This window comes from Leptospira idonii, assembly GCF_004770995.1.
Lineage (GTDB): Bacteria > Spirochaetota > Leptospiria > Leptospirales > Leptospiraceae > Leptospira_A > Leptospira_A idonii.
Map to the genome: position 1 here is coordinate 242,909 of NZ_RQHW01000047.1, position 15,705 is coordinate 258,613.

The 15,705-nt window shown below is 41.9% G+C and carries 11 protein-coding genes; 9 read left to right on the forward strand and 2 right to left on the reverse strand.

All coding sequences use genetic code 11. The features are described from left to right. The first annotated feature begins 1 nt into the window (after window position 1). Window positions 2-793: a glycosyltransferase family 2 protein gene (locus tag EHS15_RS12995; RefSeq protein ID WP_135761004.1), complete on the forward strand. Its 792-nt coding sequence runs from the start codon at window positions 2-4 to the stop codon at window positions 791-793. Between the two features lie 35 nt (window positions 794-828). Here EHS15_RS12995 and EHS15_RS13000 read toward each other — a convergent pair whose 3' ends face one another. Then, window positions 829-2,331 carry a glycosyltransferase family 39 protein gene (locus tag EHS15_RS13000; protein WP_135761005.1) on the reverse strand — a complete coding sequence of 501 codons (1,503 nt, stop codon included), beginning with the start codon at window positions 2,329-2,331 and terminating at the stop codon, window positions 829-831. A 43-nt stretch (window positions 2,332-2,374) separates the two neighbouring features. Continuing rightward, a complete protein-coding gene (locus EHS15_RS13005; protein WP_135761006.1) occupies window positions 2,375-3,931 on the reverse strand; it encodes a phosphatase domain-containing protein in 1,557 nt (518 codons plus the stop codon). A gap of 61 nt (window positions 3,932-3,992) precedes the next feature. On the opposite strand from EHS15_RS13005, the gene EHS15_RS13010 reads away from it, so the two are divergent. Genes EHS15_RS13010 through rfaD form a run of 8 tightly spaced genes read left to right on the forward strand, consistent with a single transcriptional unit; the run spans window position 3,993 to window position 15,703 of the window. Next, a complete protein-coding gene (locus EHS15_RS13010) occupies window positions 3,993-5,774 on the forward strand; it encodes a UbiD family decarboxylase (RefSeq protein WP_135761007.1) in 1,782 nt (593 codons plus the stop codon). 29 nt (window positions 5,775-5,803) lie between these two features. Then, complete coding sequence (locus tag EHS15_RS13015) at window positions 5,804-7,012, forward strand: CheR family methyltransferase (RefSeq protein ID WP_135761008.1); 1,209 nt, start codon at window positions 5,804-5,806, stop codon at window positions 7,010-7,012. A 5-nt stretch (window positions 7,013-7,017) separates the two neighbouring features. Next, window positions 7,018-8,073, forward strand: coding sequence for a chemotaxis protein CheW (locus EHS15_RS13020; protein ID WP_135761009.1), 1,056 nt, complete (start codon window positions 7,018-7,020; stop codon window positions 8,071-8,073). 58 nt (window positions 8,074-8,131) lie between these two features. Beyond that, window positions 8,132-10,081, forward strand: coding sequence for a methyl-accepting chemotaxis protein (locus EHS15_RS13025; RefSeq protein ID WP_167884235.1), 1,950 nt, complete (start codon window positions 8,132-8,134; stop codon window positions 10,079-10,081). Then, window positions 10,078-12,405, forward strand: a complete 2,328-nt coding sequence (locus EHS15_RS13030) for a hybrid sensor histidine kinase/response regulator (RefSeq protein ID WP_135761011.1) — start codon at window positions 10,078-10,080, stop codon at window positions 12,403-12,405. Before EHS15_RS13025 ends, EHS15_RS13030 begins: the two co-directional genes overlap by 4 nt. 4 nt (window positions 12,406-12,409) lie before the next feature. Then, window positions 12,410-13,453 (forward strand): chemotaxis-specific protein-glutamate methyltransferase CheB, encoded by a 1,044-nt coding sequence (gene cheB / locus EHS15_RS13035; protein WP_135761012.1) that lies wholly within the window; start codon window positions 12,410-12,412, stop codon window positions 13,451-13,453. After that, window positions 13,446-14,735, forward strand: a complete 1,290-nt coding sequence (locus tag EHS15_RS13040) for an adenylate/guanylate cyclase domain-containing protein (protein WP_135761013.1) — start codon at window positions 13,446-13,448, stop codon at window positions 14,733-14,735. The genes cheB and EHS15_RS13040 overlap by 8 nt, the downstream gene beginning before the upstream one ends. Next, window positions 14,732-15,703: an ADP-glyceromanno-heptose 6-epimerase gene (rfaD, locus tag EHS15_RS13045; RefSeq protein WP_135761014.1), complete on the forward strand. Its 972-nt coding sequence runs from the start codon at window positions 14,732-14,734 to the stop codon at window positions 15,701-15,703. The genes EHS15_RS13040 and rfaD overlap by 4 nt, the downstream gene beginning before the upstream one ends. The last annotated feature ends 2 nt before the right edge of the window (window positions 15,704-15,705 follow it).

Genomic DNA, 15,705 nt, shown 5'->3' on the forward strand with positions numbered 1-15,705 from the left:
GATGGCAAAAGTAACCAAATCGAAACAAACTTCTTCTTCCAAAATTTCATTGATCATTCCTATTTATAACGAATCGGGCCATCTTCAGGAGTTTTTGGAAAAAATCGACGCATTGGTTTTGCCGGTAAAAAAGGAACTGGTTCTTATTGACGATTGTTCCAAAGACAATTCGAGAGAAATTTTAAGTGCATTCAAATTCCGATCAGAACATCAAATTCTCCTCCAAGAAATCAATCAAGGCAAAGGTGCCGCTTTGAAAAGAGGGATAGAGTCGGCTACAGGTTCCGTCATACTTGTGCAAGATGCGGACTTCGAATACGATATGGATGAAATCCCTATGCTCGTAGATCCTGTATTGCGTGATAAAGCGGACGTGGTGTACGGTTCTCGTTTTAAGAAAGACGGCAGACAGGTTCATAGAACCTTCCATTATTTAATCAATCGATTCCTCACGATGATGTCCAATTTTCTAAGCGGGTTGTATCTCACAGATATGGAGACTTGTTACAAAGTGTTCAAAGCGGAAATCGTGCAGAACGTTGAATTGGAGTCCAAAAGATTCGGATTCGAGCCTGAGATCACTGCAAAGATTGCCCGCTTGAAAATCAAGGTTCAGGAATTTCCTATTTCTTATTATCCTAGAAATTATCTGGAAGGCAAAAAGATCACTTGGAAAGACGGGGTGGCTGCTCTTCGCCACATCGTTTATTTCAACTGGATCCAGTCTAAGTCTAAGTTTTTCAAACAAGGAATGCCTGTGAAATATTTCCCTAAAGGCGGCAACTGGCTCTAAGCCTTTTCCGCTTTTCAATTCCCGCCTCTTCTCTGCTATTTGGTAAGGATGAAGATATTGATTCCGAAAACGGGGATCGTATCCATCCTGCTCACCCTCTTTTTAATTTCAGAAAGTTCTTTTTTCTGAAACGTTCCGTGAATTTCAGCATCGATGAGAAATATCCTTTCTTTGGGTTTCAGCTCGTCTAGTTTCTTCCAATCGAAGTTTCCATTCTTTTTCGGAAAATTTTCTACGTGAATCTGTTTCGGATTTTCCAAAACGGAAGGATAGTAGTCGTAAAATTCCTGAAAAGAATGCGAGTAAACTTTTTCTCCTTCCTTCGCCTCTGTCATAATCATAACTAACGATTGTTTGTAGTGCATTTTGAACGGTTTGTAGTAACCTTTAGAAATCGATGATGCGAAAAATACCGCAAAACAAGAAACTATGACAAGTTTGTTCGTAGGTCTAAGAATTTTTGCTGATTCGATCAGGAGAGAAACAAGCAGGATGGCGGGAAAACTCAAAACTAAAAGATTTCTTCCCGTAAGGATCGGTTTGTAAATAGAAACGAGAGCGGTGCTCGTTAAAAACAGTACGATGAGTGAAAAAAGATACACCGCTTCCATGGAAAGTTTGCTGTTTTCTTTTGCAGAAAAGAAAGTTTTGAAGTGCTTCGATTGAAATAAAAGATAAGCGAGAAATGCGACAGGAACCAGAACTACAATCGGGAGTCCTTTGTAGGGCATCAGATAAAAAGTATAGTTTAGAATTTCGAAATATACGAAAACTCCTGTTTCCGGAACCCAATTGATTCTGGTAGAGTAGGGTAAGATGAAAGCGATTTTGTACAATTCTGGAGAAAATAATAGTATCTGTAGTGCTCCCAGAAGGAGAGTTACGATCAGTTCTTTATTTTTTTTGCTGATGATAAAATGAACGGTCATTAATAAATAGAGATGACCTAAAAATAAAAAACCGAAATAATGAGTGTATGAGGCGAGTGTTCCAGTAATGAGGAAAACACTCCAGTTTTTGACCGATTCTCTTCTATCTTCCTCTTTCGAAAAAGAAAGTAACTTTAAGAAATAAATAGTAAGAATCGAAGATAATAACATCAAAAGAGAGTATGCTCTTGCTTCTTGCGAATAATAAATCGCTCCGAAAGATACGGAAAACAAAATAAATGAATAAACGTATCGTTGGCTTTTCTCTTTGTAAGCGATATATCCCAAATAGGATAAATTTATAATTCCGAACAAAACGCTTAATCCTCGAACAGAATGGACCGAGTTGGAAAAAATTTGAATCCAAGAATGCAGAATCAATCCGTGCAAAGGAGGATTGGTTTCTTCCCAAAAAGATCTATAAGTATCTGAGAGGCTCGGAAGAGAGGAATGTATGACGGAAAAGAGTTCATCATACCAAAGAGATTGCAGATCCAAGTTTTTGATTCTAAGATAGGAACCTAAAACTAGGAAAAACGATAATAGTAAATAATTAATTAACTGATTGGAAGGAAGAGATCTCAGCCTTGTTGTGACAGCCTGCAGCATTCTAAGATGGAAGAATCGTATAATGCTGATCGCCTGGCAATATCTAAATTGTCCCTTTAAACGCTTTTTCTAAAAGATCTTTCAACATCTTTCTGTCGCCTTCTGCGAACTCCGGAACTGTTAGGTTGTCTAATCCTGACAAAATCTGGGTTTCGTCGATAACCGTTCCGCCCGCCACCCATTTTCCTATCATTTCTCCCACCACAGGGAATACTTGGGCAAATTCCAAATGCCCTTTCGAGTGCAGAATCACACTCATTCCCAAAGCCCCTTCCGTTCCGAAAAAAGCGTCTTCCTTTTTGAATACTTGATCCCAGACACCCTGAGGGAGAGCTTCCATTACCAGCTTTTTCATTTCCTCGTGTTTAGGTCCTTTTTCCGTCTGGTTGATGAGTGAGAGGGAAACCGGATTAATTCTTCCGTGTATTCTAATATTTTCTTCTCCTAATTTTCTAATGCGTTTTGCTGCGTCTCTTGTGATCGCATCTCTGCCTAAAAAATTAAGTTCATAAAGATAATCTTCCAAAGCATCCCCTTCGATTTTGCCAAGGCAAATCAATTGATACAATGTGAAGATCATATAGTCGGATTCGGTATTGTCCCCCATCAGGATCTCTTGAGAGTGAGTTGGTTGAAAGACTCTGTCGTAAAGAAGAATGGAAAGTTTATAGGACATTTGGTCGAACAAACTTTGGTAAGATGCCCCTAGAAATTTTTTGGTTCTGGACCAGGCCGGTTTGAATCCGTTTTGCAGAAAATCGATAGGATTAAAAATCGTATCGATCACTTTGTCGAAAACCCCTTTGATGGTTCCTTCCAGATACTTCAAATGCAGGGATTCGATTTCGATTTTATGATTTGCGATCGTAGCAAGCATGGTTCTGCGAAAAAAGTGAGGGCTTGCGGAAATAAAGGCAAGGGGAGCGTTGTTCAAGCTTCTTCTCAGTTGGCGGTACAATTCGGGCATTCCGGGAAGAGCTCTTTTTTGCTCCGGAGTTTCGAACAGGGTCGTAAACTTTCCTTTGCCTGAGTGGATGTCTGTCGCAAGATAAGTTTGGTCTATATCTGAAGTCACTATGAGTCCCGTATATTCTTCCGCTAAGATCCTCAATTTGCCTTTTCCCACGATTGTGGTTTTTCCCAGAATGGAATCTTCGTTGGAATTGAGATGCGCTAAGTCTTTCGAGTATTGGCGGAAACTGTCCAAACCTTCCAGAATGACATGAAACGTATGTTTGCCGACGGGAAGTCTGTCGCGAATCTCGCAGGAGAAAAAGCCGTCTTCATCCGCCTTTACCTTTGCTGAGGTAAAAATTTTGTGACCTATATCGTTGTAGATTTCGATTCTTAAGACAGGTTTTCTAACAGGCGCTAATGAAAAATCCAGAAAGGGAGTGATTCTTCTTTCGTCCCCGGAAAAAAGCCCTGTGACCAAATCCCAAAGACCTTCCGCCCTCATTAAGTCCGTGATTCCGATGTCCACAACTTGGCCGCGGATATAGGACCTTCTTTCCCGTCCTAGGGAACCTCCACAAACTGCGATTCGTTTGATATCGGTGATGGAAGAAGTGGATTGAGAAGGATGATTTGCTTCAGACATAAAAATGAAAAACTTGTCGCTATAGTCTAATCGAGGAAGATTAGTTTTCCACCCTTTTTTTATGGCAAGTTTACGTTCTACTCATGATTTTATCCAGCTTCTCTCTAGGGAGAAGGAAGTATTTGTTTTCCCGGAAGAAGTCGATCCCTATCTGGAATTGGCAGAGATCCAAAGAAGGGTGGTCACTAGGAAAGGCCCCGCACTTCTTTTCCCCAAGGTAAAGGGAACCAGGTTTCCCGTTGCGACCAATTTGTACGGCTCCGAAAAAAGAATCCATTTGGCATTCGGCGAAAAGCCGGTTCAGACCATTCAGAGATTGGCTACGTTGGCGAAGGAAATTCTTCCTCCTAAACTGGGAAAACTTTGGAAGGAAAAATCTCTGGCACTTCTTCCTTTTTTGGTGGGGATGAAACGGATCGGAAGAGCTCCTGTTTTGGAGAATCATCTTTTCCCTGAAAATCTGAAAGCACTTCCTAATTTCGTGTCCTGGCCGGAGGATGGAGGTCCATTCGTCACACTTCCGTTAGTTTATACCCAGCATCCTGAATCGGGAAACGGAAATTTGGGAATGTATCGAATTCAATTATTCGATGAGAACACCGCAGGCATGCACATTCAAATCCATAGAGGAGGAGGGTTTCATTATTATGAAGCGGAGAAGAGGGGAAATTCTTTGCCGGCTCATATCTATGTTGGCGGTCCTCCCGCACTTACCATCGCGGCAGTCGCTCCTCTTCCGGAAGAAATTCCCGAGTTGGTATTCGCTTCCTTTCTTATGGGAGAAAAATTAAGAATCACCAGGGACTCCAAAATTTCTCCTTATCCTATCGTCGCAGACGCCGATTTCGCAATCATCGGTGACATTCCACCTAACAAAAGAAAACCGGAAGGACCGTTCGGAGACCATTACGGTTACTATTCTTTACAACATGATTATCCTTATATGGATGTTCGTTCCGTGCATTATCGAAAGAATGCGATCTGGGCGGCCACTGTCGTAGGAAGGCCTCCTCAAGAAGATCATTATATCGCTGAATTTCTCCAAGATCTTCTTTCTCCTATGTTCCCTTTGGTGATGCCGCAGGTAGTGGGAGTGTGGGCTTATGAAGAATCGGGAGTCCATTCTTTGGCGGCGGCAGTCGTAAAAGAAAGATATTACAGAGAAGCCTTTATGGGAGCCCTTCGCATTTTGGGAGAAGGGCAGTTGTCTCTCACTAAATGTTTGTTAGTTACAAACGAAAATGTTTCTTTGAAGAACTTTTCGGAAACATTCAAAACCATCGTGGAGCGATGTGATTTGGAAACGGATATTCATGTATTCAATCATATCAGCCAAGACAGTTTGGATTACACAAGTGGAAGGGTGAACAAAGGAAGTAAGATGCTGATTATGGGAATCAGCGAAACGGGAGAACCCAAATATAAAAATCTTCCCACTCAATTCTCCCGCCCTTTGAAAGATTCCAGATTTAAGAATCCTAAAGTGTTTCTTCCCGGAGTGTTGGTTGTAGAAGGTTCTTCTTACAGAAAGGAGGACGACTTGGCTCGTCTTTTATTGGATGAGGACCTTTCCGGCTTTCGATTCGTATTTCTTGTGGATGACTCCTCGGATGCTGTTCGTTCCGATCACGACTTCATTTGGACTATGTTTACCCGAATGGAGCCTGCTTCCGACTTATATTCTAAGCAGATTGTTGAAAATAACCACATCCGACACAAGGCTCCTCTTGTATTTGATTCCAGAATGAAACCTTGGATTCCTAAAGTTTTGACTCCCGATCCGAAAGTTTCGAAAAACGTTGACGAAAAATTCGGAAAGATCATAGATTCGATGTTCAGATAATACTAAATTTTTGAACTGTTCGGAGGATAATGGATCCTTATTATCAGGAACTAAGCGATGTTTTGTTGAAGAAGGCAGGGATCAGGATCGATTCACCCGAAAAATGGGATTTGATCCGAAACCATTTCAACGAATCTCAGTTCAAAAGTTTAATTCGAGATCCTTCTCCTTCTCTTTGGGCGGAGCTGTTCCGCACATTGAATATTTCCGAAACTTATTTCCATAGGGATCCCGTTCAATTGAAGGCGATCTTCGGAACATTGATCCCGGAATATTTGAAACTAACCGGTAAAACCCATCTTCACGTTTGGAGTGCAGGATGTTCGACGGGAGAGGAAGCATATACCCTCTCCTGCATGTTGGAAATTCTTTCCGAAAAGAGAGCGTTGAACAGTTATTTGGTTGTAGGAACAGACATCCAATCGAAGTCTTTGGAGATTGCAAAAAAGGGAGTGTATTCCAATTATTCCGTTCGCAATCATCTTCCCGAGGGAATGGAAGAGTATTTAATTCGAGATGCGAATCAGGTATCCGTTCATTCTGCGATCAAAAACAAGACTCTATTTTTTGAGAAAAATCTTCTGGAACCTATGGAAGAAACTTTCGATTTAATCGTATGCAGAAACGTTTTTATTTATCTGGAAAATGACGCCAAAGAATCCATATTGGAAAATTTCTCCAAATCCTTGTTTGACGGAGGAATCATCGTTCTAGGTCATGCGGAACATTCGGGAGCTCTCCCTGAGAATCTATCCTCTCATTCGATTTCGGGAGAAACAAGTTATTTCAAAAAGGGAACTCGCATAAAAAATCCTCAGTCCTCCCTAAAAGAGAATTTCCCTTCTCCTAAGGAAACACCTTCCATTCTGAAGCAGGAAACAAAACAGAAACTCCCCCTGGATCCTATTCTTAGTCTGCCTCAGATTTCCCTTCGTCCGGAGGAGAAAAAAGAACCGAAACCGACTGCCAGAGAATCTGCGCTTTTGGAGAAAAACAGAGCGAACTACGAGCAGGCCCATTTTTTTTGGAAACAGGTTCTTTATGAAGATCCTGATTCCGTGGAAGCTTATTACGAACTTTCCAATTATTTTTGGGAGAAAGGGGATCGGAAAATGGCGAGGAGTTACCAAGCCCAAGCTCAGGTCCTTCTCAAGAATGACCCTGCCAAAGTCGACCTTATAAAGAAGAGGGGGAATTGGGTCTCGGAATGGGATGATTTTCTGAGCCTTTCTCTTTAGATCTCATGGCAGAAAACACGGATTGGTTGTTATTTGAAATCAGAGATAGATATTTTGCGCTGAAGGCGCAATTTGTCAGGGAAATCCTATGGTTTCTCCCCCTCACACCTACCACACTCGGATCCAAAGGAATTTTTGCAACATTCCCTCTCAGAGGAGAAATCATCCCCGTATTCGATTTATTTTTTTCCTGGGGAGCGGAACCTTCCCCCTATAAAAGTTCCTACCAACTGCTTTTGTTAGATTCTGGAATGGCTCTTCCCATTACGAATGTTTTGGAAGTGATCTCCTGGGAAGATCCCAAAAAAGAAATTCATCCCGATTCTACGGGGGCCTGGGAAGAAAGAGTTTGGAAAAACAAAGTGGTGAGCCTGCTTCATCCGCACATGTTCCTACCTTTGGAACAAAGAGAGAATGGGGATTTATCCATTGCGGAAGAGGGCGATTCGATCCAGTTAGTCGATACGAAACGAAAAAACTGGGATGAGTTTTTTCTTCCAGGAGAGGAAAACTCCAAACTAAATTGGCATAATCTTTGTTATTCGATTATGTCCGAATCGGAACATAAAGAAGTGAATGCCAGAAAAGATTCTTACACCGCTTTGGCGACAGTGATCGAAACAGGCGGAATGGAACCGATTTCTATCGTGAAGGTGTCCGAGGAAAGTTACGGAATTTCCCTCGATGCAGTTCTGGAATTTTCGGATCCGAGCCACCTCACTCCTCTTCCCGGAGTGACGAATCTTTTGGTAGGATGTATGAATTTGAGAGGGGAAGTGCTTCCCGTTCTTGGATTGGATCAGATACTGGGAAATCAAACGGACAGACCGTACGGATTCGGAAAGGTAGTCATCATTAAGGAAGATTCCCAGCAGTTCGGGATCCTTGTGGACGAGCTGGTGGATGTGGTTTATAAAAAGGAAGAGGATAGACGGCCTCCTCCTTTGGGAACCAGAGATTTGGAAGGAATGATACAGTCTTCCTACAAACACGGGGACGGGTTTATCAATTTATTGAATATATCCACCATACTGAAACGAACAAAACAAGAATTACATTAGAGAGTTAAGGAAAACGAGCATGGATGCAAATATAATACGGAACGGATTCTTTCAAAGTATGAATTTACGACTCAGACTACTGATCTTTTCCATAGGTTCCGTGGTTTTGGTTTCGGTAGGAATGTCTTTTACCTATCTGTTTATCGCCAAATCCGCAATCGTTCAGAATTTTGAAAGCCAGATGAATAACATTAGGGATTCGAAGAAAAAAAACATACTGACCTATTTCCAAAATAAAAAGTCGGATATGATCGCTCTTGACGGTTCTCTCGATATCACCACCTCTTTGTTCGAGTTTAGAAAAGCATATAGAACCCTTGCCGCAAAATCTTCCCGCGCAGGGGCAGAATCCTATCTTCAAGAAAAATATATTTTTTCAAATCCAAATCCGATCGGCAAAAAAGAGCAGTTAGACGATGCATTGGACGGTTCCGATTATAGCAAAGTGCATCGAAAGTTTCATAGTTATTTCAGAAGATACATCAAACAGAAATATTTTTACGATCTGTTTATCGTCGATTTGGACGGAACATTGTTATATACCGTTTTTAAGGAAAATGACTATGCCACGAATCTTTTGGATGGAAAATACAAAGATACGAACATAGGTAAACTTTTCAAAAGAGCAAGAAGTGCAAATGATCCTTCCGAAGTTTTATTTGCGGATTTCGAAAACTATCCTCCATCCAATAATGATCCAGCTTCTTTCATCGCTCTTCCTATCATCGTAGGAGGAAGAACGGAAGGTGTGCTGATGGCGCAGATGCCGATCGACGAAATCAACGAAGCTATGCATGACGGCTTTTTGGGAGACAACGGTGCCGTTTATCTAATCGGAAAAGACAATCTATTCAGAACGGCAGACCACAGGTTTAAGAATGAGGATTTTATCCTCCGCAAAAGAAACGATTCTCCCGTGGTCACTCTCGCTTTCAATGAAGTTTCCGGCGTAAAACAAGACGTGAATTACAGAGGAGAAAGCGTTTTCACCGCATTCACTCCCATAGAAATCATGGGAACGAAATATGCTCTCATTTCAGAATACGAGACCGATAGCGCTTTGTTATTGTTAAACGAAATTAAGGTTAAAATCCTGATCGCATTTCTTGTATTGATCAGTGTTGTCGTTTTAGTGACTTTCTTCGTGGCCAGGGCGATTTCCACCCCTATCATCAAAGCGGTTACGATTCTATCTTCCTCTACAAGAGAGATCGCAGCGACAGTGGAACAACAAGAGAAAACGGCACAGATGCAGTCCGCATCCGTGAACGAAACAAGCACCACGATGGCGGAACTAGGTTCCAGTGCGAAACACACCGCAGAACAATCGCAAACGGTAACTGAAAAATCCAGAGAAGCGCAAGAAACGGCCAAAGAAGGATCTCACCGAATTTCAGAGATGGTTCATTCCATGGAAGAGCTGAAAGACAAGGTACTAGTAATCAGCGATCAAATCCTACATCTTTCCGAAAAAAACAACCAAATCGGAAATATCATCGGACTTGTTTCCGACATCGCCAATCAAACAAATATGCTCGCATTGAATGCCGCAGTGGAAGCTGCCAGAGCGGGAGAATACGGAAAAGGTTTCGCGGTGGTCGCAGGTGAAATTCGAAAGCTTGCGGATGAATCCAAAAGATCTGCGGAAAAAATCCAAGATATACTTTCCGAAATCAAAAAAGCCACCGACTCCACAGTTATGGCGGCTGAGGAAGGAAACAAAAAAGTGGATCGTTCCGCAATCTTAGGAAATGAAGTGGTTCGTTCTTTCGAAGGAGTGTTTCAGTCCATCAGTGCCGTGTTCACAAGCACGGAACAAATCACTCTCAATGTGAAACAACAGTCCATTGCGATCAACGAAGTAGTGCAGGCGATGACGAGTCTGAACCGAGGAGCGGGAGAAACCGCTACGGGAATCACACAGACGAAGTTGGGAATTCAGCAGGTGAAAGAAGCAACTTTGAGTCTCAAACAAACTGTAGACGGTAAGAAGATAACAATCGTATGATGATAGACGATCCGGAGTTCCGGGAACTTTTCCAAATCGATAGTGCCGAACATATTCAAAATATTGAATCTGGTATTCTCGAATTAGAAAAAGATCCTGCCAATTCCGAGATTCTTAAAACGATTTTTCGGGAAGCCCACAGTATGAAAGGAGCTGCGGGACTACTCGGCCTGAAGGAAATCGAAAGCATCACTCATGTTCTCGAGGATCAATTAGGTAAGCTCACCAAAGGATATACAAGATACCAGCCTGAAGATGCGGATCGCATCTATTATGCATTGGATATGCTGAAACTTTTGGTGGAAGAGGCCGTCACTGGAAAAAAAGTAAATGTCGATCTGGCAAAAACCATCGCCATATTACACGGCCATGAATCACTAACAAAACCGCAAGCTGCACCTCCTTCGGAACATAAGGAAGTTGCTGTGAAAGAATCTGCAGCGCATGATCAGGTTCCTCAAGAAAGAACTTCTTCTGCTGTCAAAGAAACTTCAGAGCCTCGTCCCGTTCAAAATGTCCCGCAAGCTCCTGTTAAAAAACAGGAAGCTGTCAAATTTAAAATCGATACTATGCGGGTTGATCCTGTAAAACTGGATTCCCTTCTCAGTTATTCGGGAGAATTGACAGTAAGTAAAAATCGAATTCAAAAAAGAGCCTCTGAGATTTTCGACCTTTTGTTTCAGGTGGAAGACCAGAACAAACAGTGGAGTGATAAGAAAAAAATTTTCCTTTCGTTGGAAAAACTTGCCAAACAGGCGGGAGCTCCTCCCAGTTTTTTGGAAAACATTCGATCCCTTTATGCGGATGAAAAAAGAAAATGGGACTCTCTTGTGCAGAGACTTTCCGCTCTGAAAGTGAAGTCCATTCAGGATTCCGCCAAACTCGACTTAATCGCAAGTAAGATAGAGGAAGGGATTCAAAACGTAAGACTTCTTCCTTTGTCTTCCGTATTTGATATTTTTCCCAGAACCGTTCGGGATATGAGCAGGGAATTGGGAAAAGAAGTGTATCTGACTTTGGAAGGAGGAAACGTCACTGCGGACAAACTTGTAATAGAAGAATTAAAAGATCCTTTGATGCACCTTCTTAGAAATTCATTGGATCACGGAATCGAGACCAGACAAGAAAGGGAAAAAGAACAAAAGCCCAATCCTGCTCGCATCCGCATCGAAGGAAAACAAATCAACAATGCCATTTGGTTGGAGATAGAAGACGACGGAGCAGGGCTCAATACGGAAAAAATCAAACAAAGAGCCATCCAGAAAGAACTTTATTCCTCTGAGACTTTAGATACATTTACGGAAACGGAAATCCATGAAATCATTTTTCATCCCGGTTTTTCCACGAAAGACCAAGTAACAAACGTTTCCGGGAGAGGGGTAGGGATGGATGTAGTGAAAACCTTTGTGGAAAAATTCAAAGGAAACATCACGATCGATTCCGGTTTGGGGATAGGAACGAAATTCACTTTAAAACTTCCTATAAATTTCAGTACCAATCATGTTCTTATCATCCATTCTCAAGGTTGGAAGTATGGAATTCCTACTGAATACATCGAACAAAGTTTGTTCATACGGCCTGAGGAAATTCAAAACATAGACGGCAAACTTGTGATCTCTTGGGGGGATGAGCCCACTCGTTTGATTTCTTTGAGAGATTATCTTCCCGTTTCTTTCGAGAAGGGGATACAAAACAAAGGGAACGGATCTTTATCCTGCATCGTGCTTAGGCATAACGGGGAGAGACTCGCCGTCATCGTAGATTCCATCATTGACAAACAAGAAATTCTTTTGAAGCCTTTCGGAGGAATTTTGGAGTCCGTTCCTAAGCTCGCAGGTACTACAATCTTGGAATCGGGTGAGATTTGTTATATGGTTCAGGTTCCTGAACTATTGAATGAAGTCCGAGGAAAACAGATCCTAAGTAATCTTTCTATCGAATCTTCTCAGCCGAAAATGGTTCGAAACATTCTGATTGCGGAAGATAGTTTGATCACTCGTGTACAAATTCAAAAAATTTTGGAAGAACACGGATACCATGTAACGACCGCTATAGATGGACAAGAGGCTTTCGAAAAATTCCAAAGAGGAAATTTTTCTCTAATTTTGACGGATGTGGAGATGCCTAGGAAGGACGGAATCCAGCTGGTTCGAGACATTCGATCCCTTACTTCCGGAAAGGAAATCCCCATCGTGGTTCTTACCAGCCTTGGTTCAGAGGAGCAGGTGGCGAGAGGAAAGGATGCGGGAGCCAATTCCTATTTGATCAAATCCCAATTTGATCAAACCGTTTTACTTCATACAGTGGAAAGATTACTCGCCTAATTATATGCCTAAAATCAAAGTACTGATCGTGGAAGACAATCCTCTCATTCAACTGGCCTATTCCAAGGCTTTGTCTTCTTTGGAAGATATAGAAATTGTGGGTCAGGCCAAACACGGCAAAGAGGGCCTTGATCTTTTGAGAACGAACGACGTGGATGTGATTGTTTGTGATCTGAATATGCCAGTGATGGACGGATTCGAATTCACTAAAATCGTAATGGAAGAAAATCCAAAACCGATTCTGATCCTTTCCGATTTGGTTCAGACAGAAGAGGAGGCCAACAGATTTCATGTTCTGAGATTAGGTGCTGTGGATGTTCTTCCTAAACCTAAGGCAGGAGGAGATGTTTCTCTTCTTTCCGAGGAACTGGCTCGAAAGATTCGAATACTAAAGGGAGTTTTCGTTTTTAAAAAGAAGAATCCTGGTTCCACAAACATCAATTTATCGGGAGTTTCTGAACCGGTTGCAGATCCTCCTTCACAAAACAAATGCAAAGCGGTTCTTATGGGGGCTTCCACGGGAGGACCTCAGGCGTTTTTGGAAATCATAAATTCTCTTCCTTCTTCCTTTCCCCTTCCCGTATTTTGTGTTCAGCACATCAGCACAGGTTTTTCGGAAAGTTTGGTGGAGTGGTTGAATCAAACTTCAAAATTGGAAGTGGTTCTTGTAAAAGAAGCGATTTCTCCTTTGCCAGGAAAGATATATTTTCCTAAGGATGACCGTCATTTGGTTTTGGAGAACGGAAAGGTTTCCGTTTCCGAAGAGGCTCATGTCAAAGGCCATCGACCATCCGTAGATCGTTTGTTTTTATCCGCCTCTAGGGAATTTAAAAACCAGGTGCTTGCGGTTTTACTGACAGGTATGGGAGATGACGGAGCGGAAGGACTTCTTCATATCAAAAAGAACGGTGGTTATACGATTGCCCAAGACGAATCTAGTTCCGTGGTATTCGGAATGCCTAGAGTCGCTTTCGAGTTGGGTGCTGCCAGGGAAGTTCTTCCTTTGAATCGAATTTCCAAAAGAATTTTGGAGCTGAGTCATGTCTAAAAAGATCCTTTTTGCAGAAGACAATTCCATCCAAGGAGTGGTTTTAAAACGACTTCTTACTTCCAGAGGTTTTGTCACGGAATGGGGAAAAAACGGAAAGGAAGCTCTTAAACTTCTGGAGAACTTTTCTCCCGATCTCATCATAACGGATGTGGAAATGCCGGAGATGGACGGATTCGAATTTTGCAAAGCAGTGAAATCCCATCCTGAATATTCTAAAATTCCTTTAGTCATCTGTTCTTCGTTATCCGAACCGGAAGATATCATCCGAGGGATCGAAGTAGGGGCGAACGGTTATGTGACCAAACCTTACGACGAAACTTTTTTGATGTATCGAATCGATGCCTTATTGAACAATCCGATCGAAAATACCATTCAAGAGCCGCCTGTTCAAATCCATTATGCGGGAAGAGAATATCAGATCACTGCGGACAAAATGCACATCCTGCAGATGCTCCTTTCCATTTACGAGAACACCATCAAACAAAATAAAGAATTGATGGAAGCGCAGATAGAGATCCGCCAGAAAGCCCAAGCATTGGAAAAAAGTTTGGAAGAGTCGGAGAGGCTTCTCAGAAACATTCTCCCTGAGAAAATTGCGGACAGATTGAAACATCAAGGTTATGATGAACCTGAATATTTTTCCGATGTATCCGTTTTGTTCACCGACTTCAAAGGGTTTACTGATGTGGCGGAGTTCATGAAACCCAAGGAACTTGTGGAACAATTGGATCTGTGTTTCGCTCAGTTCGATGCAATCACCGAAATGTACAATCTGGAAAAATTGAAAACCATCGGAGATTCCTACATGGCTGCGGGAGGATTGCCCGAAGTGAACAGCACTCATCCTGTGGATACAGTGAGAGCCGCAATGGAAATCAAAGACTTTATGGAAACGGCGAAGTCGATACGAATCAATCAAGGACTTCCTTATTGGGAACTTAGAATCGGAATCCATTCCGGTCCTGTGGTAGCGGGAGTGATCGGAAACAAAAAATTCGCTTATGATATGTGGGGAGATACGGTGAACACTGCAAGCAGGATGGAATCTTCCGGAGAGATCGGGAAGGTGAATATTTCCAGAGACACATACGAAGCTGTGAAAGAATTTTTCGACTGCGAATATAGGGGTAAGATCGAGGCCAAAAACAAAGGAACCATCGATATGTTTTTCGTACAAAGAATCAAACCGGAACTTTCCAGAGACGAAGAAGGAAAGATTCCGAACGATAAATTTATGGAATTATATACGGAATTAAAAAATAAAGTAATCACTCCATGAAAACAAATCGAATCTTAGTCACAGGCGGAGCAGGGCTCATCGGATCTCAAGTGGTTCAGGACTTAAATGAACAAGGAATCACAGACATCATCATCTCCGATCATTTAGGTACTTCCGAAAAATGGAAAAATTTACGACGCAATTTATATCTCGATTATTTGGAAAAGGACGAACTCCGGAAAAAAATCCAGTCGAAGGATAAGTTCTTCGACGACATCACTCATATCGTTCACTTAGGTGCTTGTTCTGCGACAACGGAAAAAGATGCAAGTTATCTGATCCAAAACAATTATGAATTCACTAGAGATCTGGCACATATCGCAGTGGATCGAAAAATATCTTTCGTCTATGCTTCCAGTGCGGCTACTTATGGGGACGGAGAGTTCGGTTACGATGATTCGATTTCCTTGAAGTCATTGAAACCGTTAAATATGTACGGATACTCCAAACATCAATTCGATCTTTACGCTGCTAAAACAGGAATGGCAGATCATATCACCGGCTTAAAATATTTCAATGTGTTTGGCTTCGGAGAAGAACATAAGGGAGATATGAGAAGTCTTGTGCTCAAAGGATACGAACAGATCAGGGATACCGGTAAATTGAATTTGTTTAAGTCATACCGACCTGAATACAAAGACGGAGAACAAAAAAGGGATTTCCTTTATGTAAAGGACGCAAGTAAAATCACTCTCTTTCTTCTTTGGGAAAATAAGACAGGCATCTATAATGTAGGAAGAGGGATTGCGGAAACTTGGAATCATTTGGCGCAGTCTCTCTTTGGCGCGATGGAAAAGGATGTTCGGATCGAGTATGTCGATATGCCTGAGTCTCTTAAGGGAAAATACCAGTACTATACTTGTGCAAATATCGATCGATTGTTAAAGGCAGGGTATGATCAGGGATTTACAAGCCTGGAAGAGGCAGCGAAGGATTATATAGCCCTTCTTCGAAAAGAAGGGCTTTAGTT